21 protein-coding genes are annotated in these 23,637 nt (G+C 68.0%); 9 read left to right on the forward strand and 12 right to left on the reverse strand.

Annotation, left to right across the window (positions count from 1 at the left end; genetic code table 11):
• Positions 1–13: 13 nt before the first annotated feature.
• From B0I32_RS49415 to B0I32_RS49425, 3 genes are read right to left on the reverse strand one after another with little or no spacing between them, the layout of a single operon-like run.
• The gene (locus B0I32_RS49415) at positions 14–1,135 is read right to left on the reverse strand and encodes a PQQ-dependent sugar dehydrogenase (RefSeq protein ID WP_106251654.1); all 1,122 of its coding nucleotides are present in this window, start codon (positions 1,133–1,135) and stop codon (positions 14–16) included.
• The gene (locus B0I32_RS49420) at positions 1,132–2,019 is read right to left on the reverse strand and encodes an SDR family NAD(P)-dependent oxidoreductase (RefSeq protein ID WP_106251656.1); all 888 of its coding nucleotides are present in this window, start codon (positions 2,017–2,019) and stop codon (positions 1,132–1,134) included. Before B0I32_RS49420 ends, B0I32_RS49415 begins: the two co-directional genes overlap by 4 nt.
• Positions 2,020–2,033: 14 nt before the next feature.
• A complete protein-coding gene (locus B0I32_RS49425; protein WP_106251658.1) occupies positions 2,034–2,771 on the reverse strand; it encodes an SDR family oxidoreductase in 738 nt (245 codons plus the stop codon).
• 89 nt (positions 2,772–2,860) lie between these two features.
• Between B0I32_RS49425 and B0I32_RS49430 the strand changes: the two genes are divergently transcribed.
• A complete protein-coding gene (locus B0I32_RS49430) occupies positions 2,861–3,475 on the forward strand; it encodes a TetR/AcrR family transcriptional regulator (protein WP_106251660.1) in 615 nt (204 codons plus the stop codon).
• 198 nt (positions 3,476–3,673) lie between these two features.
• Here the strand turns inward: B0I32_RS49430 and B0I32_RS49435 are convergent, their stop codons facing one another.
• The gene (locus tag B0I32_RS49435; RefSeq protein WP_106251661.1) at positions 3,674–4,579 is read right to left on the reverse strand and encodes a S41 family peptidase; all 906 of its coding nucleotides are present in this window, start codon (positions 4,577–4,579) and stop codon (positions 3,674–3,676) included.
• A gap of 215 nt (positions 4,580–4,794) precedes the next feature.
• Here B0I32_RS49435 and B0I32_RS49440 point away from each other — a divergent pair, with 215 nt between their 5' ends.
• Complete coding sequence (locus tag B0I32_RS49440) at positions 4,795–5,295, forward strand: DUF2690 domain-containing protein (RefSeq protein ID WP_106251663.1); 501 nt, start codon at positions 4,795–4,797, stop codon at positions 5,293–5,295.
• Here B0I32_RS49440 and B0I32_RS49445 read toward each other — a convergent pair.
• Complete coding sequence (locus tag B0I32_RS49445) at positions 5,273–6,310, reverse strand: ArsR/SmtB family transcription factor (protein WP_106251664.1); 1,038 nt, start codon at positions 6,308–6,310, stop codon at positions 5,273–5,275. The two genes, B0I32_RS49440 and B0I32_RS49445, sit on opposite strands and share 23 nt — an antisense overlap.
• A gap of 244 nt (positions 6,311–6,554) precedes the next feature.
• Here B0I32_RS49445 and B0I32_RS49450 point away from each other — a divergent pair, with 244 nt between their 5' ends.
• Positions 6,555–7,046 carry a hypothetical protein gene (locus B0I32_RS49450; RefSeq protein ID WP_106251666.1) on the forward strand — a complete coding sequence of 164 codons (492 nt, stop codon included), beginning with the start codon at positions 6,555–6,557 and terminating at the stop codon, positions 7,044–7,046.
• A 63-nt stretch (positions 7,047–7,109) separates the two neighbouring features.
• Here B0I32_RS49450 and B0I32_RS49455 read toward each other — a convergent pair whose 3' ends face one another.
• Positions 7,110–12,458 (reverse strand): LamG-like jellyroll fold domain-containing protein, encoded by a 5,349-nt coding sequence (locus B0I32_RS49455; protein ID WP_181308648.1) that lies wholly within the window; start codon positions 12,456–12,458, stop codon positions 7,110–7,112.
• 509 nt (positions 12,459–12,967) lie between these two features.
• On the opposite strand from B0I32_RS49455, the gene B0I32_RS49460 reads away from it, so the two are divergent.
• Positions 12,968–13,216, forward strand: coding sequence for a hypothetical protein (locus B0I32_RS49460; RefSeq protein WP_106251669.1), 249 nt, complete (start codon positions 12,968–12,970; stop codon positions 13,214–13,216).
• Positions 13,217–13,283: 67 nt separating this feature from the next.
• Here B0I32_RS49460 and pafA read toward each other — a convergent pair whose 3' ends face one another.
• The 3 genes from pafA to B0I32_RS49475 form a co-directional block, all read right to left on the reverse strand.
• A complete protein-coding gene (gene pafA, locus B0I32_RS49465; RefSeq protein WP_106251671.1) occupies positions 13,284–14,642 on the reverse strand; it encodes a Pup--protein ligase in 1,359 nt (452 codons plus the stop codon).
• Positions 14,643–14,651: 9 nt separating this feature from the next.
• Complete coding sequence (locus B0I32_RS49470; protein WP_106251673.1) at positions 14,652–15,440, reverse strand: hypothetical protein; 789 nt, start codon at positions 15,438–15,440, stop codon at positions 14,652–14,654.
• A gap of 155 nt (positions 15,441–15,595) precedes the next feature.
• Positions 15,596–16,204: a TetR/AcrR family transcriptional regulator gene (locus tag B0I32_RS49475; RefSeq protein WP_106251788.1), complete on the reverse strand. Its 609-nt coding sequence runs from the start codon at positions 16,202–16,204 to the stop codon at positions 15,596–15,598.
• Positions 16,205–16,291: 87 nt separating this feature from the next.
• Between B0I32_RS49475 and B0I32_RS49480 the strand changes: the two genes are divergently transcribed.
• The 3 genes from B0I32_RS49480 to B0I32_RS49490 all read left to right on the forward strand — a co-directional run bounded on the left by B0I32_RS49480 (position 16,292) and on the right by B0I32_RS49490 (position 18,671).
• Positions 16,292–17,026, forward strand: a complete 735-nt coding sequence (locus tag B0I32_RS49480; protein ID WP_106251675.1) for an SDR family NAD(P)-dependent oxidoreductase — start codon at positions 16,292–16,294, stop codon at positions 17,024–17,026.
• Between the two features lie 95 nt (positions 17,027–17,121).
• Positions 17,122–17,619, forward strand: coding sequence for a SigE family RNA polymerase sigma factor (locus B0I32_RS49485; RefSeq protein WP_245956639.1), 498 nt, complete (start codon positions 17,122–17,124; stop codon positions 17,617–17,619).
• Positions 17,616–18,671 (forward strand): hypothetical protein, encoded by a 1,056-nt coding sequence (locus B0I32_RS49490; RefSeq protein ID WP_106251679.1) that lies wholly within the window; start codon positions 17,616–17,618, stop codon positions 18,669–18,671. The genes B0I32_RS49485 and B0I32_RS49490 overlap by 4 nt, the downstream gene beginning before the upstream one ends.
• A 63-nt stretch (positions 18,672–18,734) precedes the next feature.
• Here the strand turns inward: B0I32_RS49490 and B0I32_RS58430 are convergent, their stop codons facing one another.
• Entirely contained in the window at positions 18,735–19,301 is a 567-nt protein-coding gene (locus tag B0I32_RS58430) for a neutral zinc metallopeptidase (RefSeq protein WP_181308651.1), read from the reverse strand.
• 637 nt (positions 19,302–19,938) lie between these two features.
• Here B0I32_RS58430 and B0I32_RS49500 point away from each other — a divergent pair.
• Together B0I32_RS49500 and B0I32_RS49505 are read left to right on the forward strand one after the other, a co-directional pair.
• Positions 19,939–21,174 carry a serine hydrolase domain-containing protein gene (locus tag B0I32_RS49500; RefSeq protein WP_106251682.1) on the forward strand — a complete coding sequence of 412 codons (1,236 nt, stop codon included), beginning with the start codon at positions 19,939–19,941 and terminating at the stop codon, positions 21,172–21,174.
• Between the two features lie 212 nt (positions 21,175–21,386).
• Positions 21,387–21,995, forward strand: coding sequence for a flavin reductase family protein (locus B0I32_RS49505; RefSeq protein ID WP_106251684.1), 609 nt, complete (start codon positions 21,387–21,389; stop codon positions 21,993–21,995).
• Positions 21,996–22,162: 167 nt separating this feature from the next.
• Here the strand turns inward: B0I32_RS49505 and B0I32_RS49510 are convergent, their stop codons facing one another.
• Both B0I32_RS49510 and B0I32_RS49515 read right to left on the reverse strand, forming a co-directional pair.
• Positions 22,163–22,474 (reverse strand): hypothetical protein, encoded by a 312-nt coding sequence (locus tag B0I32_RS49510; protein WP_106251686.1) that lies wholly within the window; start codon positions 22,472–22,474, stop codon positions 22,163–22,165.
• A gap of 617 nt (positions 22,475–23,091) precedes the next feature.
• Positions 23,092–23,331 (reverse strand): hypothetical protein, encoded by a 240-nt coding sequence (locus tag B0I32_RS49515; RefSeq protein WP_106251688.1) that lies wholly within the window; start codon positions 23,329–23,331, stop codon positions 23,092–23,094.
• Positions 23,332–23,637 lie beyond the last annotated feature (306 nt).

The raw sequence follows: 23,637 nt of genomic DNA on the forward strand, positions 1-23,637 counted from the left end.
CTTCGGAACGGTGTCAGGCCTTGTTCACCTCTACCCGGAGAATCCGGTCGTCGCCCGGGCGCGGGTCCGTGCCGCCCCAGGTCGCGCGGTCGGTGTTCGACGTGATCAGCCACAGGGCCCCGTCGGGGGCCACTTCGACGGTACGGATCCGGCCGTACGCGCCGGTGAAGTGGTCGATGGGGGCGCCCGTCGCGGTGCCGCGCTCGACCGGAAGTTGCCAGAGCCGCCGGCCGCCCAGGGCGCCGATCCACAGCGACCCCTCGGCGTACGCGAGGCCGGACGGGCTGGCCTCGTCCGGGTGGATGGTGGCGATCGGGGGCTCGCCCGTCGAGCCGGCGGTGCCCTCGGTGGCCGGCCAGCCGTAGTCGGCGCCCGCGCGCAGGACGTTGACCTCGTCCCACGTCCGGTGGCCGAGCTCCGACGCGTAGGGGGTGCCGTCGGGACCGAACGTGATGCCCTGGACGTTGCGGTGACCGCTGGAGTAGATGGCCGACGATCCCGGATTGTCCTCGGGGACGGAGCCGTCCACCGCGATGCGCAGGATCTTGCCGTTGAGCGAGTCGGGGGTGGCGGCGTTCTCGGGCTCGAAGGCGTCGCCCGTGCCGATCCACAGGTGCCCGTCCGGCCCGACGGCGATGCGGCCGCCGTGGTGCCGGTCGGCGGTCTGGATGCCGTCGAGCAGCACCCGGCCGACGGCGAGGGAGCCGAAGTCGGCGGCGATGGTGAGCGCGACGATGCGGTTGCCGTCCTGCCCGGAGACGAAGGCGAAGACCGTACGGTCGGCGGCGAATGCCGGGGAGGCGGCGATGCCGAGCAGCCCGCCCTCCGAGCTCACGTGCACCCCGGGGACGACGCCGACCGTCCGCGGGGTGCCGCCCTGAGCAGGGACGCGTACGATCTCGCCGGAGATCCGCTCGGAGACGAGCGCCGAGCCGTCAGGGAGGAAGGTGAGCCCCCAGGGCGCCTCCAGCTCGGTGGCCAGCTCGACCGGCCGGCCGAGGGTCGCGACCGCGCCGGCGCTCGGGGTGGCTGTGGGTGACGGCGCCGCCTGCGGCTCGGCCGCCGGGGCCGAACATCCGCTGAGCGCGAGGGCGACCCCTATCAACGCCGCCCGCCGTAACGCGCGCCCGCTCATCGCTTGAGCTCCAGCGTCTCGGCGAAGCCCAGGCGCCGTACGAACGCCTCCCGCGTCAGGTCGCTGAAGGCCATGACGTGGTCGGCCCCGGCACGGGCGGCGTCCACCACGGAACGGAACGGTTTGTCCCCGGCCGGGAGGGACAGGATGCGCCGGATCTCCTCCGCCACGTCCCGCGGGTCGGCGGTCGTCCCCGGCGCGAAGAGCTGCTCGTGCGCGTCGTGGGTCCGTTCGACGAGCGGGTCGAGTGCGGCGTACTGCGCGGCCACGCGCTCGTCCGTGGCCTTCGAGGCGTTCGCGAAGTGCTGCGTGCCCTGCGTGATCGCGCCGGGCATCACGATCGAGGTCTCGATGCCGAACTGCGACACCTCGTACGACGTCACCACGGCGAGCGCGTCGAACGCCGCCTTCGAGGCCACGTAGGGGCCGAGGAAGGGCGGTGTGGTCACGAGGATGGTGCTGCCGACGTAGACGAGGGTGCCGGAACGGTTCTGGCGCAGGTACGGCAGCACCGCCCGGTTGACCCGGTGCGCCCCGACCGTGTTGACGTCGAGGAGCCGGGCCAGGTCGTCGTCGGTGAACGCCTCGACGTAGCCGAGGTACAGGTGCCCGGCGTTGTGCACGACGGCGTCCAGGCCGCCCGCGTCCGCGAGGATGTGCCGTACGGCATCATCGGCCGAGGCCTGCGACGTCACGTCGAGCGCGGCGACCCGCAGGTCCCGGCCGGTGTCGCGGGCGAGGGCCGCGAGCTCGGCCGCGGCGGCGGCGTCGCGGCCCTCGGGGTCGCGCATCGTCGCGTAGACGGTGTGCCCCGCCGCGGCCAGGGTCTCGGCCGTCAGGCGCCCGATGCCGGTGGCCGCGCCGGTGATCAGCACGATGGGCATGTCAGGCTCCCCTCTCACGCCGCTCCGCCGTTGGCGTACAGGACCTGGCCGTTGACCCAGCGTCCGGGCCCGGCGAGGAAGGCGACGACCTCGGCGATGTCCTCCGGGGTGCCGAGCCGTTCCATCGGGTTCATCGCGGCGGTACGGTCGATGACCTCCTGGCTCTTGCCCTCGAAGAACAGCGGCGTCGCGGTCGGACCGGGCGCCACGGCGTTGACCGTGATGTCCCGGCCGCGCAGCTCGCGGGCGAGGATCAGCGTCAGTGCCTCCGCGGCGCCCTTGGACGCGGCGTAGGCGCCGTAGTTCGGCAGCTGCAGCCGGGTGACCGAGGTGGAGAAGTTGATGATCGCTCCCCCTGCGCGCAGGCGCCGGGCGGCGAGCTGGTCGACGACGAACGTCCCGCGGACGTTGGTGCGCTGGACGCGGTCGAAGGTGTCGAGGTCCATCTGCGCGACGGGCGCGAGCGGCATGATGCCCGCGGTGTGAACGAGCACGTCGAGCCCGCCGAACTCCTGCTCCGCGACGTCGAACACGGCGGCCATCGCCGTCTCGTCCGCCACGTCCCCGCCCGCGACGACGGCGCGGCCCCCGGCGCGCGTGACCGCCTTCGCCGTCTCCTCGGCGCGGTCCCTGCCGCCCGCGTAGTGCACGACGACGGCGAAACCGTCGGCGGCCAGCCGTTCCGCGCTCGCCCTGCCGATGCCGCCGGACCCGCCGGTGACCAGCGCGACGCGTTCTGTGTTGTTCGCCATGTCAGAGTCTCCTCCGATAAGATATGAACAAGTCGTCCACATACGACGATAGCACTGAAATGAACAAGTCGTCCATAAAAGGGGTGGGGATGTCCGAGGAGACTGCCGCTCGGCGCGGCCGGGGCCGCCGGCCGGCCGCTGAAGTGCGCGCCGCGGTGCTCGCGGCGGCCGGGCGCATCCTGCTGCAGGACGGCATGCAGGCGGTGACGTTCGACCGGGTCGCGGTGGAGGCCGGTTCGAGCAAGACGACCCTGTACAAGTGGTGGCCGTCGCCGGGCGTGCTCGCGGCCGAGGCGTACTTCGCCCTGAGCCGGCGGACGCTGGAGTTCCCCGACACCGGTGACATACGTGCCGATCTGATCGCCCAGCTCACGGCGTTCGTCCGCTATCTGAAGGAGGAAGGCGCGGAGAAGCCCGTCAGCGAACTGCTCGGCGCGGCCCAGCTCGACCCGGGCCTGGCCCGGGCCTGGTCGGAGAGTTACGCGCTGCCGCGGCGCGCACTCGCCCGGGAACGGCTGCGCGTTGCTGTGCGGCAGGGGCAGTTGCGGGAGGACGCGGACCTGGACATCATCGTGGATCAGCTCTGGGGGGCCTGTTATCACCGGTTACTGGTGTTGCGGGTGCCCTTCGACGAGTCGCTCGTGGAGCGCCTGGTCGACCAGGCACTGTACGGCTCCGCACCTCACGGAGCCCACCTGTCATAGCTCTGTGTCGCCGGCGACCGCGAAGCACCATCACGCGGTCTCTCGCCCACCTGATGCCCAGGCCGAAACGGTCGCCCGGACCTCGTGATCGAGGCATGAGGAAGCGCGTACGACGCCGCCGGGCTGGGCGTGGCAGAACGATCCTGCGCCGTGGCTAGTGCCCTGGATCATGGCCTCGACGGAAGCCGCCGAGCGGCTTCAGCCCACCAGTCGGGCGAGGGCCAGTTCGTGGGCCTGGTCGAGGGACTTCGCGGCCGGGCAAGGGACGTCCGGCTGCACGCCGGTGCCCTCCCAGTTCGTGCCCGAGACGGGGTTGATGGCGCGGCCGGTGGGGACGGTGGCTTCCAGGTGGGGGTGCACGGTCCAGCCCTTGCACGGGTGCGCGCCGCCGCGGGTGGGCTCGCCGACGACGACGGCGCGGCCGAGTTGCTGCAGGTCGTAGGCCAGTTCCTCGGCGGCGGAGAAGGTACGGTCGCTGGACAGCACGTACAACGGTTTACTGCCACCGAAACGTGCGCCGGGGACGTGGGGCAGGCTCCAGGACTGCTCGGTGCGGTCGCCACTGCGCCAGTACATGGTGTTGAGGTGGGTGCGCTCGTCCAGGAGGTGGCTGCAGACGAAGGCGACGGTGTCCGGGTCGCCGCCCCGGTTGTCGCGAAGGTCCACGATCAGCGCCCGGGCGCGGGAGTCTAGGGTGAGCGCGGCGGTCAGCGGTTCGGCGGTCCAGTCCAGCGGGAACAGCATCGGCGCCAGCTTCACCACGGCGACCCCTCCGTCGAGCAACTCCACCCGGGGCGCGCCACCCAGCGAGGTGTCGAAATCCCGGCGGATGGACTCCAAGGTCGCCGCGCCCTCTCCGGGAGACACCGGGTCGGCGTGGTACTTCAGCCTCAGGTGTTTGTCGTCGTTGACGGACTGCAGGTCTGCGGTGACCAGACGGGCGAGCTCCTCGGCGCCGTCAACGTCGTAGGCGCCCTCGGCGAGGCGTCGTCGCAGCAGGTCGGCGACTTGTTCGGCTATCTCGGGGAAAACGTAGTGCTCGGTGAGCAGCCGGGCGGTCTCGTCTATGACAGGGGCGGGCTGAAGGTTCGTCAGGGTCGTCATGGCAGGCAGTAGAGCACTGCCCTGACGAACACGTCAAAAGCCACCTGTCGCCTCCTGATAGCGCGGCTGCAGTTGTGGTGGGCATTGGCGTTCTGAGGACCTTCGCGGACGCCTATCACCTGCGGAATTCGACGTCGGTCGAAATCCTCTAGGCGGGTCGGCGGCCGGCGGCGAGAGTGGGCCCGTCGCATCCGGCGGCCTGAGGAGGTATCTCCATGCGGTACATGAGAGCGGTGCTCGCCACCATCCTGACTCCCGTGCTCACGATCCTGATCGTCTGGCCGTCCGCTGCCTGGGCGGATGATCCAGACATCCCCCGGACGGCCTGGTACTGCGGCAGCACCTGTAACGGGACCGACCCGTCCTCGTTCGCGGTGTCGCCCTACCAGGTCTGCGCGGACGACGCCACCACGCCTAAGTCCGTCGCCAACTCCGCGCACAGCCTGACACTGCAACTGCGCTACAGCCCGTACTGCCGCACGGTCTGGGGCCGTATCTACGGCGGCAAGACGCAGAACTACTACATCTCTCTGAAGCAGGTCTACAGCGACGGCTACGAGGAGACGCGCGGGGTCTCGCGGGAGATCCCGTACGGCTCCCGGCCCTACAGTTGGGGCTGGCAGTGGGACGACGCGGGCGTGCGGATCAAGGCGTGCGTGTCGACCTCGTGGTCGGCTGAGCCGCCGTGGCTGATCATGTGCACCGCGCCCTACTGACCTCCTGGCTCGGCAGAAGGGCCAGGCCCAGCAGGGTGAGGGTGTGTACGGCGGTGGCGGCCTCACGGCGGGTGATGACAAGACCCGCGTCGCGCAGGATCGCGGTGTGGTGGCTGATCGTGGCAGGTGAGACGCCGACGCGCTTGGCCAGTTTCCCCGTGGTGCCGCCACCGCCCACGGCTCGCAGCACCGCGGCCCGGGTCTCTCCTAGCAGTCGTTCCAAGCCAGGGCCACGATGGGACGGTCCCGGCGTGTGGCTCATGGGATAAACCACGACCTGTGGCAGGGCGGAGTCGAAGATGGTCACGGGGTGCTTGCGGCAGAAGTAGGACGGGATCAGCGTCAGGCCGCGTCCCCCTAAGTGGATTTCTCTGTCCGAGGGGTGGGACAAGACATGCAGCACCGGCGGCTGCCAGCGCATCATCGGGTGGAAGCCGCCGAGCAGGGCGTCGACGCCGCCGTCGAGCAGGGTTTGCCAGCGCAGCGCCAGGTCGCTGTCCGCGCAGGCCCGGATCACCGACCAGATCGGCGCGATCGAGAGACGATGGTACGCGTGCAGCAGGTCTCCTAACTCGCGCAACGCGGCCGTCCGGCCCATGCCCAGGTCAACCAGCCACGCGCCGGCGCCGGCATGGCCTGCCAGCAGGGCGAACTCGGTGCGCAGCCGCCGCCGGGGCGTACTGAGGATCACCTCGACGGCCTCGTTCAGGCCGAGCGTGCCCTCAGGGGGCGTGAGCAGATCGGGATAGTAGGCGGCGTCAGGCGCGAGCGGGAACAGGCGTTGGCGGACAGGCCGGGCCAGGCCGTCGTGGTGCAGGGCATGACGGACGGCGCGCCGCCATCCGGTCAGGGCGTTCCTGCCATAGGTGCCCTGCAGCGCCTGCAGGCTGTTGATCACCTCCCACATGACGTCTGCCCCGTGCGCCAGGTGTGTGCGCGCCAAATCAGCGCGGGTGAAGTGGATGCGCACTCCTGCCTCCCCATGGACGAGCGCCGTTCCCCCGGTTCTGCTCATCGAGATATCGCGTCCGGCGGAAGATGCGTTGCTCGCCTCGGGCCTTCAGCGGGAGCTCAATGGGTCCAGATGGGTGACGATCGCGGCCGGGACCGGCGATCCCTTCACCGGCCTGAGCGCTCACGACCGGTCCCGGACGTCGCCGGCTTGTCGTGGCCGGTCGAAGTACGGTGATGTCCGGTGCTCTCCGGCTCGTCCTGGAAACGTGCGGTCGTCCAGGGATGGCATGACAGCATAGATTTCTATGGCCGAGTTACTACGCACCGTCGAAGACACCTTCCGGCGCAGTTACGGACGCTACCTCCTCACCGACGCCGACGGCCCGACCATCGACACAGAGGACGCGCGACTCCTGGGCGGAGAACTGTGCTCCACCACCCAGAACCTGATGGTCATAGAGACGATCGTGCGGCGCGACGATGTGCTGGAACTGATCAGAGGCAGGTTCGTCTTCGAAGTCTGGACCGCCGAGCCGCCACTCACGGCCGCCGATGTCTGGGACAAACAGATCATCGTCCGGTTCCGGACGACCTCAGGAGTCGTTCGTCTCGAAGATGACGACCAAGTGGCAAGCCCGCTCGAGATCGACCTGGGCGCGCGCGACGCGTGCTGGCAGGTCAGGTTGTCGGCTCGTGAGATCGCGTTGGAGCCTGAGGATGTCGAGTACTTCGAGTTGGGCAGCGAGGACTACGACGCCGAGATCTTTCTCCTGCAGTTCTGGCCCGACGGCAGTTGAAGCAGGAGAAACCGGGGCCGGACGCAGCCGGCCCCGGTCATCTCATCTTGGGTCGGGGACTTCTCAGAAGTCGCGGGGCGGAGCCTGTTCGACGATCTTCAGATAGAACTCGTCGTCGTAGATGATTCGCTCCTTCTCGTACCACGGCCCTAGCACGTACAGACCGAAGCCGGTGTTGTCCGCGACGGGGATCATGTCAACAGATATGGGCCCGCCCGACAGTGCGCCTTCCTTGGTCGAGGCGAAGGGGTATTCGTCGCAGCTGAGGCCTTCTCGGTCGTCTGGATTCGGCCAGCCCCACCGGCACATTGTCGTTGAGGCCTGTCTCTGTTCCCGGATCCTCGCGTCATCGACGATTCTATGCAGTGGTCGTTTCTTGGAGAAACCGGGGAAGCTCTTGCCGTCATGGTGCGGGATCGTGAGGTGCGGTCTCTTCTCGGCCGTGTCGAAGTGCTCCCATGACTCCAGCAGCCATCGGTATTGCGGGCCCTTACTCACCCATACGGCCGCGTCACTCTTCGCGAACTGAAGCCATGGGGTGACTCGAGAGAACACGCACCCACTCGTGCCTTTCATCTTTCGCGCGGTGTCGCACCTGACCCCGTACGCGATAGCCTTACCGTTGCTGTCCCGAGCCGCTACCAAGGGCTGACGCCAGGGCCTGCTGATCCCGCGAACGCGAGGGTCGGGAAGCGTCTCGTACTGGATCCAGGGCGATATCTCGCAGGTACCGAGGAAATCAGGATTCGTCGGCGACGCCCCCGGCTTGGGAGCGGTGAGCCAGAACCAGACCTCCGGGTTGTTCTTCCACCACAGGTGTGTCTGGCTGTGCCCAAACACCGGGTCTATCGCTGCCGGGTTGTATTTGCTCTGGCACGGAGCTTTGAAGTTGAGGCCGAAACGCAGCTTGGCCGTGGCGTCCGCCGTGGCGAAGTACGACCCCTGGACGTTTTGCCAGCCGTCGATGTTGAGCCGGATGGCGATGTCTCGGCTGCCCTGGAAGGTCTGCCCGATCAGGGTGTACCTGAATCGCATCTTGTCCGTCACCACACTTTGGCTCGGTCCGGCGTATCGCCATCCCCAACCCCACTTGCACCAGGTGAATCTGTTCTTTACGAATCCGTATGGTTTGTGATCTTCTCCCAGAAACTCGTTGGCGTACCCGCTGGCCGGGTATTTGATGCACTCATTGACGTTGAGGATCGGGTTGGGAGTGTACGGGTCCAGCGCCGCCGAGACCTGCGGCTTCCGCGCCTCGGAAGCCTGCGGCTCGTGCCCATCGGAAGCCCGCTCTTGGATGGAGAGCGACTGCCAGCCGCTCCAAGTGCCTCTGTCACCGGTGCCGGTGACACGGGCTCGCCATCTCACTCTCTCTCCAGCCTGGAGTCGGCCCTTGGGGACACGCAGGGTGACCCGGGAATCGCCAGGCTTCGCGGTGGTCTGTCCTGACCAGATCAGCAGCTTGTCCGTGGTCACCTTCGCTGTCTTGCCGGACTTGGTGGGCGGGCGGGCGATCTCCACGTCCACCTTCGCCTCGCCGTCGCGCCTGGCGGGCAGCCAGGTGGTCAGCCGTGGGGTGAGGGTGGAGGCGACGGTGACGCCGGCCACCGGGCGGCTGTCGTCGACCGTCAGCTTCGCGATCCCAGCGGGGCCGGCGGCGGCGCTCCGGCGCTGGACCGCACTGCTCGTCGAGGCGGCCCCGACGGGGGTGTTCATGTCGGCCTGGATCTCGGCGGCGGTCTGGACGCGGTTGTAGACGCGTACCTCGTCGATCAGGCCGCTGTAGAACTCGTCCTCCCAGACGTCGTTGCCGCCGAGGCGTAGTACACCGCCGCTGTCGGCGAGGTTGCCCGTCATGGGCGTCTGGTCGATCTGGGTGCCGTTCAGGTACAGGGTGATAATCGTGCCGTTGTAGGTGACGGCCAGGTGGCTCCATTGATTGAGCGGCAGCGGATCATCGCCTACCACCGACTTGGAGCCGCTGGCGTTCTGCAGCCAGCCCAGGGGCCCACCGTCGGCGGCCGCGTACAGCCCGTAGGAAGCGCCTGAGCCGTTCTCCTTCATCAGCACGGTGCGCCAGCCGGCCGCTGTCGCCGGGTTGACCCACGCCGAGAGTGTCAGCGCGTTCGTCAGCCGCAGCGACTGGGCGTGCGGAACGGTGACCCAGCTGGAGGCGCCGTCGAAGGACAGGGCCTTGCCGTGCTTGCCTGCCGGTGCCCAGGCGGTGTCGGTGGCGGCTCCGGTGTTGCTCTGCCCGGAGGAGTCGCCCACGGTCGTGCCGGTGCCCTCTTCCATGCCGTACGCGGCCACCAGGCCCGGGTTGGCCGGTGGGACGGTGACGGTGGCCGAGACCTCGGTGGAGGACGGGCCGAGATTGCCGGCCGCGTCGGTGGCGCGCACCCGGTAGTAGTACGTCCCGGCCGCCAGGCCCGCGTCGGTGAACGTGGTGGCCGGCACGGAGCCGACCTGGTTGGCGTCCGACGGGGTGAAGCCCGGCGTCGTGGCGCGGTGGATCCGGTAGCCGGTCACGCCCACGTTGTCGGTCGAGGCCGTCCAGGTGAGCTGCGCGCTGCCGGTGCCGCCGGTAGCGGCGAGCGAGCCGGGTGCGGTCGGCGCCTGCGTGTCCGGCGGCGCCGCCTGGCCGATCGGGGTGGTCATGTCGGTCTGGATCTCGGCGGCGCTCTGGGCGCGGTCGTAGACGCGCACCTCGTCGATCAGGCCGCTGAAGTACTCCCGCCAGACGGTGTTGCCGCCGATGCGCAGCGGGTGGCCGTCGTCGTGCAGGCTGCCGCTCATTGCGGTATGGCCGACCTGCTGGCCGTTGACGAACAAGCGCAGAGTGGTGCCGTCGTAGGTGAGGGCCAGGTGGCTCCAGGCGTTCACCGGCAACGGCGAGGTTCCCTCAGCCGTCCACGGGGTCGCCGGATCGGTCTGCACCCAGCCGGACGGAACCGCGTCACCGTTGGCGGCGTACAGCGCGTAGGAGGCCCCGTCGGCGTTCAGCTCCTTGGTGATCACGCTCTTCCACGGCGTGCCGGTCACCGTGACCGGATTGACCCACGCCGACAACGTCATCCCGGTCGTCAACCGCAGCGACGGGGCGTCCGCGACCGTGACCATGCTGGACGAACCGTCGAACGACAGCGCCTTGCCGTACTTGCCGTTGACCCAGGCGGTGCCAGTGCCGGCGCCGGCGTTGTCGTTCCCGGAGGAGTCGGCCACGCTCGTGCCCGAGCCCTCGTTCAGGCCATAGGACGCCACCAGGCCCTCGCTCGGCGTCGGAGTCGTGGGTGAGAGATCGACCAGGAAGTTCTGCCACTCCGACCAGCCGCCGACCACTCCACCGGCTGTCGCGCGGACACGGGCCTGCACGTACCAGCCGTCCGTCAGCGTCCCAGCCGGAACCTCGACCTGCGCCTGTCCGCCGTTGGCGACGTTGTCGTGCTGGGCAGACCAGATGGTTCCGCTTCCCTGTGCGCCGTGCGCCGGGTCGTGTGCGAGCTCGAAATCGACCTGCGACGGACGATCCTCTGCATCGAATGGCTGGGCCAGGAGCTTCGGGGTGAGGGAGGTGATGACAGGGGCCCCATCGATGACCGTCACCGGCTCGGCGCGCAGATTCGTGGCCGCCGGCGCTGCCGGCGTTGGCGGAGGCGTGGGCGTGCCCGGGTCGGGCTCGGCGGGATCGATGCCGTCCGGAGCGTATTCCATCGGCTCGGTGATCCCATTGAGCGCACCGATCTGGGTTTCTCTGGCTATGGCACGCTCGCGTTCTATCGTGGTGTCGACCACCTCTGGTGCGGCTGAGTCGGCCAACTCAGCGGCGACATCCGACGGTGTGAAGTCGTCAGGTAGAGTCCGGTCCGTGACGAAGCCGGTCTCCACCAACTGCCCGGGTTCGTAGTCGATGATGAGGGCGGGTGGGTGGCGGTAGCCGGGGTAAGGTTCGCCGCCGCCGAACTGGCTGGAGTAGTACTGGCGCCAGTTGATCGCGGCGGTCTCGCTGGCGGCCTTCAGCACGATCCCGTGGTTGGTCGCGCCTTGTTCGATCCAGGCGCGGGTCATGGCGGTGACTTCGTAGAAGAGTTCCTCGTCCTTGGCGCACCAGGTGCCGGGGTCGGCGTCGTAGTTGTAGCCGGCCTCGTTCACCGTCTCGGGAGCGGTGCTGGTGGGCTGGTTGGTCCAGTCCAGGGTTTCGAAGGGGGAGCCTGTGAGGGTCCATGCGGAGGTGACCCGTGAGGCCCGGATACCGGCACCCACGTTCTCCCCGCACAGCTGCCCGTTCGGGCCGCCGGACTTGTAGTTCCAGATCCGCAGGTCCGCGTCGTTGACGGTGGCGCCCTGCAGCGCCGGGTCACTGGTGTTGAACTTCAGGTACACGCGGGCGACGTCCGCGCTGGTGGAGGTGGTGCCCGCGCGCAGGTACCCGGCGGCGGCGTTGTTGTTGGCGGGATCGTTCCTGCTGACCCAGGCGTCGTCGGGGGCACCGCCACCGAACCAGATGGAGGAAGCGGCGACCGTCACCGGGTAGGTCACCGCAGGGTCGGCCAGGAACGTCTCGTCCGGAGTGAACACCAGCTCCGAGGTCTTGCCGGTGGTCTCGACCCGCGCTTTGACGGAGGAGGTACGGCCCTGCTCAGGAGCGGTCTCGACCTTGGCGTCCGTCGCGGTCAGCACGACCGGCGCGGCCTCGGCCGCACCCTTGGCATCTTTGAGCTGCGGCAGCCCCTGCGGCGTCTTGCCGAAGGCGGTGCCCGCGGGCAGGGTGAGCGGCAGCCGCACGGTGACCGGGCCGGTCGGCCGCTGCCGGAAGACCACCTGGGAGATGAAACCGTCGGCTTGAGCCAGCACCACCAGGTCCGCGCCCGGCGCGACGGCGTCGGGGTATGTCACCGCGTTGCCGGAAACCTTGGGCTCCGGCAACGCCCGGGTCACCCCCAGGCCGATCTCGCCGTGCTCCTCGGCAGCGGAGACCAGGTGCTTGGCGCCGCGAGCGCCGAAGGTCAGCGGGGTCTTGACCCGGGCGGCCTGCAGCTTGCCGTCGCGGGTGACGATGCGGGGGTCGATGGGTTCCCAGGCGCCGTTGATCTGGTTCTTGAGCTGGACGGGCCGGGTGTGCATCTCGGCTCGCATGTTCTTGCCATCCGGGTTCGCCCAGACCTTCATCGTCTCGGTGAACCGGGACGGCACTTCGACGGGCTTGCCGATCTTGGCCGCTTGGTCCCAGGCCGCTTCGAGTGTCGGATCCGTGGTGCCGGCTACCGTCTCGGCTGCCACGGCATGGAGTGGTGCAGGCCCCTGGGCGATCGCCGGAGCGTTCATGAGCGAGAGCGGCAGTGTCAGAGCCGCGATCAGGGCAGCGCGGCGGCGCGCCCGGTTGGATAAACCGGGCGCTAATCGGCTTCTGTTCATTCGTAACCCTTCGAACGAAGGTACCAAAACGGCTTGATCATCACATAAGGAGAAGCTAAAAGTAAAGATCGTTTTAGTATCGGGAACGAGATGCTCCGTGAGCATAGGTCGCGTGGACCTGCACCTGCCGAATGCCATTCCTTCGGTTCATGGCCCTGGGGAGCCCTATCTACAAGTAGTGAAATCGGGGACCGTGGTGGAATTGTGGCAATCTGCGCAAAGGGTGGAGACGGTTCCGAGCCACAGCGGTCCTCAGCAGGGCCGAACTCTGAAGCGACATTTATGCCACGATGATGGCAATGTTCCGGCGAGGGAGGTTGCTTGGTCGTCTTCGCTTGTGCGGGGTGCGGTGCCGTGGTGACTGCGCGGGTGGTGCTTCCCGATCACGCCTGCCAGAAGTACGGCCATGACCTGCTCTCCGGTCTGTTGGAGCCAGGGACGTACGCGGTGGACCCTGGAGACGGCCGGCCTCGCCGGGCCCCGGCCTGCCCGCAACCGCGGAGATCGCCTTGGTGCCACGGCATCCGCAGACCGGTGAGCTGTGGCCGTGCGACGCAGACGCGGTGGTGCCGCTGGCCGGTGAGCTGTGGCCGTGCGACGCAGACGCGGTGGTGCCGCTGGCCGCGGATGTGTGGACGTACCTGGCCTGCCACGACGATCGGCGACTCGTGCCCGCGGAGTACGCATTGCCCGCCGGCGTCCGCCGCGACGATCCGCCCCCGCTACTGCCGAACTCTCTCTTCCGCCCTGATGGGTGAGTGTTTCTCAGCACACTGGAACACGTGACGAACTGGTGCTCGTTCCCCACGTTCATAGCCAGCCTGGTCACATGTCCGCGATGAGCTTGTCCACCCGCTCGTCCACGCTCCGGAACGGGTCCTTGCACAGCACGGTCCGCTGCGCCTGATCGTTCAGCTTCAGGTGGACCCAGTCCACGGTGAAGTCGCGCCGCTTCTCCTGCGCCTTGCGGATGAACTCTCCCCGCAGCCGCGCCCGTGTGGTCTGCGGCGGCACCGACTTCGCCTCGAAGATCTTGATGTCGGCGGCCACCCGCTCCACGGCCCCGCGCCGCTGCAGCAGGTAGAACAGCCCCCGATTGCGATGCACGTCATGGTAGGCCAGGTCGAGCTGCGACACTCGCGGAGACGACAGCGGCAGATCGTACTTCTTGCGATAACGCTCGATCAGCTGGTACTTGATGACCCAGTCGATCTCGCGGGACACCAGCCCCAGGTCACCGGTCTCCACCGCGCGCAAAGTGCGTTCCCACAGGTCCAGCACCCGGTGGGTGATCGGGTCGCCGCCGTGCCGGTCCACGAAGTCCATCGCCTTGCCCAGGTAGTCCTGCTGGATCTCCAGGGCCGACGCCTCCCGTCCGTTCGCCAGCCGGACCCGCCGCCGCCCGGTCATGTCGTGGGAGACCTCACGGATCGCCCGGATCGGGTTCTCCAGGCTCAGGTCGCGCATCACGACCCCGGCCTCGACCATGCGCAGCACCAGGTCGGTCGCGCCGACCTTGAGCAGCATCGTGGCCTCGCTCATGTTCGCGTCGCCGACGATCACGTGCAGGCGGCGGAACCGTTCTGCGTCGCCGTGCGGCTCGTCGCGGGTGTTGATGATCGGCCGGGACCGGGTGGTCGCGGACGACACGCTCTCCCAGATGTGCTCGGCGCGCTGCGACACGCAGTAGACGGCGCCGCGCGGCGTCTGCAGCACCTTGCCCGCCCCGCAGATGAGCTGCCGGGTGACCAGGAACGGGATCAGCACGTCGGCCAGCGCCCCGAACTCGCCGTGCCGGCCCACACAGTAGTTCTCGTGGCAGCCGTACGAGTTGCCGGCCGAGTCGGTGTTGTTCTTGAACAGGTAGACCTCGCCGGAGATGCCCTCCTCGCGCAGCCGCCTCTCGGCGTCCACCCGCAGGCCCTCCAGGATGCGTTCCCCCGCCTTGTCGTGCGTGACCAGCTCGACCAGGTTGTCGCACTCGGGGGTGGCGTACTCGGGGTGACTGCCGACGTCCAGGTAGAGGCGGGCGCCGTTACGCAGGAACACGTTGCTCGACCGGCCCCAGGACACGACCCCACGAAACAGGTATCGGGCCACCTCGTCCGGGGACAGCCTGCGCTGGCCGCGGAACGTGCAGGTGACGCCGTATTCGGTCTCCACGCCAAAGATGCGCCGATCCATCACCTCACACTACTCTGATCCGTCCCGCGCCGCCGTGGGGATGATCTTGGATGGGGTACGGGTGCCGTTCACCTGGCCGCAGGCGATGAGCGACGTCGTGCGACGCGCAGCACAGCGGCGCCGCACAGGTACAAGAGCACCCCCGCGCCAAGGGAGCCCGGTCGGGCCGTGGTAGCCGGGGCCGGCCACGGCGACGAGGAGCAGCCCGGCCACCACGGCGACCGATCCGCCTACGGTCGCGCCGTCACGCCACAGATCGCGTTCGACGGAACGCGGCCTTGTCCCGCGCAGTTCGATCCGCGCGAAGAGCGCGACCAGGACAACGAGGGCGAGGATGCAAACCGCTATCCACGGCGCCCGCCACAGCACCCACGCCGCGGACTGCGGCGGCGGCTGCCGCAGCACCCCGGTCGGATACAGCAGTGCGGCCGCGATCGCCGCCGCCGTCATGTGCCAGAGGAACACGGTCAGGATGACCGCGTTGACTGCGACGACCACGCGCCACGGGCCGGTCCGGCGAAGCCACCGGTTGGCCGCGGGTGTGAGAGCCAGGATCAAGGCGATCTGCGTGATGGCGAGCGCCAGGGTCGGCGGAGCCGTGTTGTGCCCGACCATGGCGACCGGGTACGGGCCCACCACGGTCAGCCCGACCAGTTGGCTGTTCACCCCGGCCGCCATCGCGGCCAGTGACACCAGCGGCAGCACCAGGAACAGGGCGGTCGCCGGCCGGAGCAGCCGGTCGGTCCGCTTCAGCACCCAGCCGACGCCGTCACCTCCGGAGGCGCGGTGCGAGGCCATCGAGGCTCGCGGCTGTCCGGCGTACGTGCCGCCAGGTCGCGCACCAGCGCCGCCAACCCCCGCATGACTGCAACCCTCGCCCACCTGGATCATCGCGCGACACTTCGCCACCGAAGCGGAGGCACTGTTGACCCTGTCCCCCTGACCTGCGGTTTCTAACCGCGGTCGGCGCCCGGCGGGCGGGGCAGTACGGCGAGGGCCGTCGCGGCTATGCCGGTCAGCGTCTCCTCGCTCGCTCCCGCCTTGCCCAGCGCCTCGATGCCGCGCAGGACGGCGAGCACCAGCGCGGCCAGCCTTCCCGGATCCGCGTCCGCGTCGATGTCGCCGTTGCGCTGGCAGGCGGCGATGTCGTCCTCCAGCAACGCCCGCAGTGCCTCGATGGTGGTGTGTGCCCGCTGTGCCACTGTTTCGTCGTGTTCGGCCAGTTCGGCGGTGCCCTTGGCCAGCAGGCAGCCGCGGCGGGCGGTGTCCGCGGCGGTCGCGGCCGCCACCGCGTGCACGTGGGCGGACAGCCGCGCGTAGGCGTCCGCGTCACCGCCGCACAACTGCTTGCTCACACCGTCGACGACGGCACCGCAGTAGTCGTCGAACACGCGGTGGAACAGCTCCTGCTTCCCGCCGAACGCCCCGTACAGGCTGCCCTTGCCGAGCCCCGTCGCCTCGGCGATGTCGTCCATGCGGGTGGCGGCGTACCCGCCCGACCAGAACCGCTCCCGAGCGGTGTCCAGCACCTGCTGCTCGTCGAACTTCCTGGGACGCGCCATGAACACAGCCTACCCATTCTTGACTCACTCGTCCAGAACGATTAGCGTTCTGGACGAACCAGTTAAGAACTCAGCATCGGGGGCATCATGACGGACGTACTCGCCGGCAAGGTAGCGGTGGTCACCGGAGCCAACAGCGGCATCGGGCTGGCCATCGCCAAGCAGTTCGCCGCGGAGGGAGCGCGGGTGTTCCTGACGGGCCGCCGCCAGGAGCCGCTCGACGCGGCCGTCGCCGAGATCGGACCGGCGGCCACCGGTGTGCGGGCCGACGTCTCCGTACAGACCGACCTCGACCACCTCTACTCGGTCGTACGCGAGCAGGCCGGCCGCATCGACGTGCTGATCGCCAACGCCGGCAGCGCCGTCCCGCAGCGCCTCGGTGAGATCACCGAGGAAGCCGTCGACGCCACCTTCGGCACGAACGTGAAAGGCACGATCTTCACCGTCCAGAAGGCACTGCCGCTGCTGTCGGACGGCGCCTCGATCGTCGTGATCGGATCCACCAACTCTCTGCGCGCCGGCCCTGGCCTGGAGATCTACGGCGCGTCGAAGGCGGCGGTACGCAACCTGGTGCGCAGCTGGGCACTCAGCGCGCAGGAACGGAAGTTCCGGGTGAACGTCCTGAGCCCCGGCCCGACCGAAACCCCTGGCCTGGCCGGAGCCGCAGGCCCGGAGTACCGCCGGCTCGCCTCGGTGGTGCCGCTCGGCAGAATCGCCAACCCGGACGAGATCGCCGCCGTGGCGACGTTCCTCGCCTCGGACGCTTCCAGCTTCGTCAACGGCGCCGAATGGTTCGTCGACGGCGGCCAGGCACAGGTCTGACCGCCTGCCGGGCAACCGTTGGCGGGCTCCAGCGGGTCATAACGGGAGCCGGTACGACGGGAAGGGCACGGCTGATGCGAGACAAGGCGGATTTCGTGGCATTTGTCGAGGCGCGCTCGCCACGGCTGTTACGAACCGCGTACCTGCTCTGCCGTGATTGGACGCAGGCCGAGGACCTGCTGCAGACCGCGCTGGTACGCGTGTGGCGGGCCTGGGGCCGCGTGGGTGAGCACCCGGACGCCTACGTGTCCCGGGTCCTGGTCAACACGCATTTGTCCTGGCGGCGCCGGTTATGGCGGCGCGAGCTGCCGACAGACGCGCCGCCGGAAACCGTCGTACCGGACGACGAGATCGGCATGACCGACGAGCGGGCGGTGCTCTGGGCGGCGCTGGGCCGCCTGCCGCCCCGCCAGCGGGCGGTCCTGGTGCTGCGCTACTTCGAGGACCTGCCCGAATCCGTCGTGGCCGAGATCCTGAACTGCTCCATCGGCACTGTCAAAAGCCAGAGCAGCAAGGCGCTGGCCAAGTTGCGCATCGACCCCGAGGTCGCGCCGACGGCGGTGGCGTCCCGTACGGAAGGAGAGCGGCGATGACGCCGGCCCTGCGCAAGCTGCGTGATCTGTTCGACGACATGAGCGCCGACGTGCCGGACAACCATCGGCGCATCGCCCAGCTCGAACGGCGCATCCGCGACGACAACCGCCGCCGCGCCTTCGCTGTGACAGGGGTGACCCTGCTCACCGCCGCCGGCGTCCTCATCCCCGCGTTCCTCCTTCCCGGTTCGGCCGTCCCGCCACGCGAGACGACGACGGCCGTCCAGCCGGCGGCCGAGCTGCCGCCCCGGTTCACCTCGGGCGACGGCTCCGCCTACCGCCGTCTGGCCTCGGCCACGCTCAAGGCGAAGTCGAAGGGAGAGAAGAAGGCGTCGCTCACGGTCCCGGTCTCGGGCAAGCCGTTGGAGGTGGCCGCGCTGTGCCCAGAGGGCAACCCCGCCGACCTGGCGAGACCGCGGGTCATCGTGAACGGCGAGCCGTCCAGCAACGGGTTCCAGCAGTGCCTGACCAGGCAGGGAACGGGGATGGTCCTGGGCTCGGTCAGCGCGCCCAAGGGGGCCGAGCAGGTCACGATCACGTTCGACATCACCGATGGGGGCTGCGTCCCTAAGAAGGACGAAGCATGCCCGACCCGCACATTCTTACAGCCCACCGACTGGCCCTTGGCGGTCTACGAGTACACGCCGCCGGCCCGGCCGGTCGAACCGGACCCGGTCGAGGCCTTTCCCGCCAGACGGGAGACCCTCAAGCTGGCCGGCCAGGCGTCGGGGGTGTGGCCGCGCAAGTCGTCCTTCGCGCTGACGGTCACGAGTCCGGGCGGCTACTTCGGCATCGATCACCTCTGTACGGGCGATCTGGCGGATCGGCTCTCCATCTCGTACCGGATCGGCGACGAACCCTCCCAAGGGGAACGGGTCTGCGGTCACCGGACTCTGGACGACACGAACGCGCTGCTGTGGAGCGAGAAGGTCCCCAAGGGCACGAAGATCACCATCTCGGGCAAGGTACGGATGCGCGGAGGCCACCCCAACCGCCAGACCCGCTGGTCGGTGGGGGTGTATTCGAGCAAGATAGTCAAGCTCGTACGGTGAGCCCCCGCACCCAGCAGCCGCACGCGACGGCCCGCCGTGGCGGGCCGAGGCGCCCGGTGTCGCCTATCCGATGCTCTTCCGCGGGGCAGTCCACGTGTTGCAGGAGTCGAGTCGCCCGCTACCGAACCCACGATCCAGCCACGCCCCGTACGCCTTGAGGTCCTTCTCCCTCTTGTACATCACCATGAATTCGGACCATGACGGCAAGGTGGCGCGGGTCGCTCGCAGCGCGACCGCGGCGAAGCAGCCCGCCTGGTCCTCGTTCCTGTTCTCGGCCAGCGCCTCCTCGTCCTTGTTCGCCGCATCGGCCTGGACCTCACTCAGGTATTCCAGAATGCCGGCCAGGTGCTGGATGTAATGAGCGTGCTCGTGGGCGACGAGATGCGCGGCCCACATCCCGTTCCAGGAACCCCAGGTGTCGGGCTCGGCGAGTACGTAATACGTCTTGTTGGCCGGGCAGTAGGTGCCGTGTGCGCCTGGTGCGGGCATCTTCCCAGCACAGGCTTTGACGCTGATCCGCGCCTTCAGAAATCGACGCTCAGGCGCTTTGTAGGTCTTACGCATCTTGGCGAACTGCTTCGCCCATATCCGATCGAGGCAGCCACTCATGCTCTTCATGTAGCGTCGCATCGAGTCCCAATCGTCATCCCGCAGACGGGGTAACTCGCACTTCGTACTGGCGATACGAGACGTCCGGTAGAGCGGATTTCTTGGCCCCGCGTCTTCCGGAGAAACTGAGAACTCAGCGTGCACGACCGGTTTCCTGGCCGCCATCTGGAGGCTCGGCGGCCGTTCCTCCGTCGGAGTACAACCGAGCAGACCGCCCAACGTAACAAGCAGAACCAAGCCGCTGATGGGCTGCCGTAGCGATGTTGTGGCCTTCGGCGATGCCGAATGGAGTCGCCTGCCCGTTTGATCCCTTGATTTCACGAGAAGACATGATCCGGCATCGCGACCTACAACGAGGAGAAACTCTCCGTCACATTCAGGCCACAGCGCAGGTCTGAGAATCCAGTATCGGAAGCACAGCATCCGGCCAGACCGACGAACGACTACTGTCACATTCGCCACGGCATCGTTCTGACCAGGTTATCTCGAAACGACTCAGCGAGACCCGAGCCGCAGCGAAGCCCCCGGAGACCCCGCAGAAGCATGGGTGCGACTGCCCGCTACGCCGCCTGCCACCCCGCCCCGATCCGCTTCGCCCAAGACCATGACATCCGTAAGATGTGTGACCCACGTATCGGATGTGACCTAAGGGGCATAAGTGACCGGCCTTTCCCGCAGAGCCCTTCTCGCGGCAGCACCGGCGACGCTGATCGCCGCGCGACCGGCCCAGGCGGCGCCACCAACCCCTGTCGTACGCACGTCGGGCACCGCACCGACGCAGCTGGCGGGATACGACAACGCGGTCAAGAAGTTCGTCCTGGACCGCCGGATCAGGGCCGCCCAGCTGGCCATCATGAAGAGCGGCAAGATCCTGCTCGCACGCGGTTACACCTACGACGACTACTCCAGGGCGCCGGTCGTACCCTCCCCGACGTCGCTGTTCCGCATCGCCAGCCTGAGCAAGAACATCACCTCGGCCGCCATCATGCGCCTCGTGCAGGACGGCAAACTGAGTCTGTCGGCCAAGGTCACCCAGCTGCTCGGCCTCACCCCGGCCGACGCCCGGATGGAGCAGGTCACCGTACTCCGCCTCATGCAGCACCTCGGCGGCTGGGACCGCGACGTCTCCAAGGACCAGCTCTGGCTCGACCACACCATCTCGGCCGCGCTCGACGTACCGCTGCCGATCGGGCACGACGACATCATCCGGTACGCCACCGCCCGCCCCCTCGACCACGCCCCGGGCACCAAGATGGTCTACAGCAACTACGGCTACCTCCTGCTCGGTCGCATCATCGAAAAGGCCTCGGGGCAGCCCTACGAGACGTACATCAAGACCAAGCTGCTCAAACCACTCGGCATCACCCGCATGCGACTCGGCGCAAGCCTCAGGAGCGACGCCGCACCCGGCGAAGTCGCCTACGAGTCCCAGTACACGAACAAGACAGTCCTGGACACTTCCGGCACCACCGTCCCGTACCCCTACGGCGGCTTCAACATGCCCAACCAGGACGCCAACGGCGGCTGGCTGGCCTCCGCCGTGGACCTGGTCCGCTGGACCCTCGCCTTCGACCGGCCGGGCACCGTGCTCAGCTCGGCCTCGATCGCCAAACTGGTGGCCAAGCCGGAGACCGGCGTCAACGAGTACGGCTCCTGGTACGGCGGCGGCTGGTGGTGCCGCCAGGTGACCGGCCACCTCAACACCTGGCACAACGGCTCGATGCCGGGCACGTTCACCTACCTCGCCCGGCTCCAGAACGGCTTCAGCTACGCCGTCCTGTTCAACCGGCGCGAGGAGAGCGGCACGCTCGACTACGACACGATCGACGACGACATGAACAAGGTGAAGGTGTCCTCCTGGCCCACCACCGACCTCACCTCGAAATACTTCTGACCTGAGCAACCCGTCCCGGCGGATATGCCGTCATGCCGTCTGCATCCGCCGGGACCGCGCCGGACGAATCTGCACGAACACCGGATTGCGAACCGCAGGCACTGCCCCTGCCCCAGCGCGGGCACCCGTCGCCCATAGCGCTGTCCCACGCGCGGACCGTCTTCCTGCGCGCCGATCCGATACGAACAGTGATCGCATGGATACTGGATGCCATGCGCGTCGACTTCGATCCCGCAGCGGTAGGCCCAACGGCTTTCTACCGGTTCCTGACATCGGTCGTTGTTCCCCGCCCGATCGCCTGGGTCTCCACCATCACCCCCGATGGAGCGGTGGAGAACCTCGCCCCGCATTCGTTTTTCAGCATCGCCAGTACCGACCCGCCGATCGTGCAGTTCACGTCGATCGGCCGCAAGGACTCGCTGCGCAACGTCGAGGACACCGGCGAGTTCGTGGTCAACTTCTCCCCCGAGCCGATGCTGCACCTGATCCGCGACACTGCCACCGACTTTCCCCGGACCGTCAGCGAGTTCAACACCGCCGGCATCGAGCGGGAACCCAGCCGCTGCGTGCGGCCCTCCCGTGTGGCCGCCGCTCCCGTCGTCCTGGAATGCCGTTCCCACACCACCTTGCGCATGGGAAACTCCACCCTTGTGTTCGGCCGGGTCTTTTTCGCGGCGGTGCACGAGGAGTACCTCCTCAACGGCCGCCCCGACGCCGGGCGGCTACGGCCGCTAACCAAGCTCGGCGGTGACGAGTGGGGCACGCTGGGCGAAATCCTGCACCTGAACCGCATCCCTTACGAGGAGCCTCAACCCGACTGACCCAGGCCGAGCGCCGCCCAGGCGGGACGTAGCCGTAACGCCAGGCGAAGATGCTGTCGGTGCCGTGGCCGGTCTCGACCAGACAAAGGCCGTCGTTCGTCAGGCGATGAAAGGGGCGATCTTTCAGAAAGGCCTGGTCTGAACGGTTTCAGACCAGGCCTATGTGTTTAGTTGTGGGTTGCTTCCTGTCTGGCGAGGTTGATGAGTCGTTGGAGTGTGATAAGCCAATTCAGGTTTTCACGATGTAGAGCGGTGAAATGGTCATGCATGTGCCAGCGGAGGCCGCCGAGTTCATCGCCGAGGGCGGCGGAGTCCTGTCGCACCTCGGTGCGCTGGTTGGCGATCTCGGCGCGGAGTTCGGCGAGCTCGTTCAGCACCAGAAGGAAGCCGATCGCGGTGGTGTCCGCGCCGGCGCGGGTGTTCGTCTCAAGCGTCCCGATGCGTTGCATCAGCTCGAGGAACCGTGCTTCTGAGTTCACGCACATCCTTCCCTTACCAGGTGAGATAGGGGATCCCGGGTCGGCCTTTTGACGACGCCGGGCCTGTTGATGAGCACAGTGACATACGTCTGGACGAGTGCGGACGCACAAGCCACGGCGGGTGTGAATTTCTCTCCCGAACTTCGGCGTGTTTTCCTCCACGGGGTGTGTTCTTCCGCCCAGAGATGCGCGGGCGAAATAGCCCAAGTAGGGATAAAGCTGGGGCAATGGCTGCACGTTACTGGGAATGAAGGCTAGGTAAAATTTTTTGTGAGCCGGTCCGTACGGTACGTCGCCCAGCCGGATGTGTCTGGCGTGCCGGTGATCGCGGAGTGCCGGACGATCCTGCAGCCAAGGTGCCGCATGACGAGCACCATGCTGGTGTACTAACTGCGGTTCCCCAGAGACGACGCCCCCCGCTACTCCTTGGGCGACCAAGCGATGCGGCCCGACGGGCTTCCGCATTCGTACGGCTCCGGCCGGAGCGGATAGGCCCCTACCCGCACGGGTATTCTCGTGCTGCCCTTGGGGGACATCTGTGACAGCGCTGCGGCTGTCTGTCGAGAACCTAAGCGTGCATCCGCGAACCGGCGAAGACTCCTATGTCGTGATCGAGCTCAAGCAGTGGAGCCGCAGTGAGCCCACTCGACCAGCACCTGCACGTCACGCAGACCGGCCCCGATCAGCAGGTCGACGACGGTAGGGATGCTGCCGCCCCACGAGGCGCTCTCGCTCTCTCGCGGCCTGGCTCCGTGCATCGCGACGAAGCGTCGGCGCAGTTCCTCGACCAGATGACCTTGGGCGATGACCTCGGCAAGTTCACCGGCACTGCCCTGGTACAGACAACGCAACGCCACAGGAGCGCTCCTTCGGAACGACGGCCGACGTAGCGGACGGGGGCGAAGGGTGGTGCGATCCGTACTGTAGCGATCATTGCTGACAGTTTAGGACAGATCAGGCCAGTAGCCGTGCGCAGCCATAAAACTAGCGTCTCCTCTGGCCGAACCGCGGACCCGCGTTCGAAGCTGACGCGGTGGCGCTGGTGGTCAAACCGGAAAAGTCGGTCAAATGATCAAGGGCCGTCGCGAAATCGAGAAGACCTGGGGCCGAATTTCCCGCGATCGCAGGCCAGAGAGTCGAGGCTGCGCTCAAACTGGTGCTGG

The sequence above is a fragment of the Nonomuraea fuscirosea genome, from assembly GCF_003001935.1.
In the GTDB taxonomy this organism is placed as follows: Bacteria; Actinomycetota; Actinomycetes; order Streptosporangiales; family Streptosporangiaceae; genus Nonomuraea; species Nonomuraea fuscirosea.

Excerpts from the sequence above, each read along its gene's own strand:
- B0I32_RS49445 (WP_106251664.1), bottom strand. The coding sequence starts at position 6,310 with ATGAGCAGAACCGGGGGAACGGCGCTCGTCCATGGGGAGGCAGGAGTG.
- B0I32_RS49440 (WP_106251663.1), top strand. The coding sequence starts at position 4,795 with ATGCGGTACATGAGAGCGGTGCTCGCCACCATCCTGACTCCCGTGCTC.
- B0I32_RS49415 (WP_106251654.1), bottom strand. The coding sequence starts at position 1,135 with ATGAGCGGGCGCGCGTTACGGCGGGCGGCGTTGATAGGGGTCGCCCTC.
- B0I32_RS58430 (WP_181308651.1), bottom strand. The coding sequence starts at position 19,301 with ATGCGACGCTACATGAAGAGCATGAGTGGCTGCCTCGATCGGATATGG.
- B0I32_RS49455 (WP_181308648.1), bottom strand. The coding sequence starts at position 12,458 with ATGAACAGAAGCCGATTAGCGCCCGGTTTATCCAACCGGGCGCGCCGC.
- B0I32_RS49490 (WP_106251679.1), top strand. The coding sequence starts at position 17,616 with ATGACGCCGGCCCTGCGCAAGCTGCGTGATCTGTTCGACGACATGAGC.
- B0I32_RS49425 (WP_106251658.1), bottom strand. The coding sequence starts at position 2,771 with ATGGCGAACAACACAGAACGCGTCGCGCTGGTCACCGGCGGGTCCGGC.
- B0I32_RS49480 (WP_106251675.1), top strand. The coding sequence starts at position 16,292 with ATGACGGACGTACTCGCCGGCAAGGTAGCGGTGGTCACCGGAGCCAAC.
- B0I32_RS49435 (WP_106251661.1), bottom strand. The coding sequence starts at position 4,579 with ATGACGACCCTGACGAACCTTCAGCCCGCCCCTGTCATAGACGAGACC.
- B0I32_RS49420 (WP_106251656.1), bottom strand. The coding sequence starts at position 2,019 with ATGCCCATCGTGCTGATCACCGGCGCGGCCACCGGCATCGGGCGCCTG.
- B0I32_RS49450 (WP_106251666.1), top strand. The coding sequence starts at position 6,555 with ATGGCCGAGTTACTACGCACCGTCGAAGACACCTTCCGGCGCAGTTAC.
- B0I32_RS49505 (WP_106251684.1), top strand. The coding sequence starts at position 21,387 with ATGCGCGTCGACTTCGATCCCGCAGCGGTAGGCCCAACGGCTTTCTAC.
- B0I32_RS49475 (WP_106251788.1), bottom strand. The coding sequence starts at position 16,204 with ATGGCGCGTCCCAGGAAGTTCGACGAGCAGCAGGTGCTGGACACCGCT.
- pafA (WP_106251671.1), bottom strand. The coding sequence starts at position 14,642 with ATGGATCGGCGCATCTTTGGCGTGGAGACCGAATACGGCGTCACCTGC.
- B0I32_RS49470 (WP_106251673.1), bottom strand. The coding sequence starts at position 15,440 with ATGGCCTCGCACCGCGCCTCCGGAGGTGACGGCGTCGGCTGGGTGCTG.
- B0I32_RS49430 (WP_106251660.1), top strand. The coding sequence starts at position 2,861 with ATGTCCGAGGAGACTGCCGCTCGGCGCGGCCGGGGCCGCCGGCCGGCC.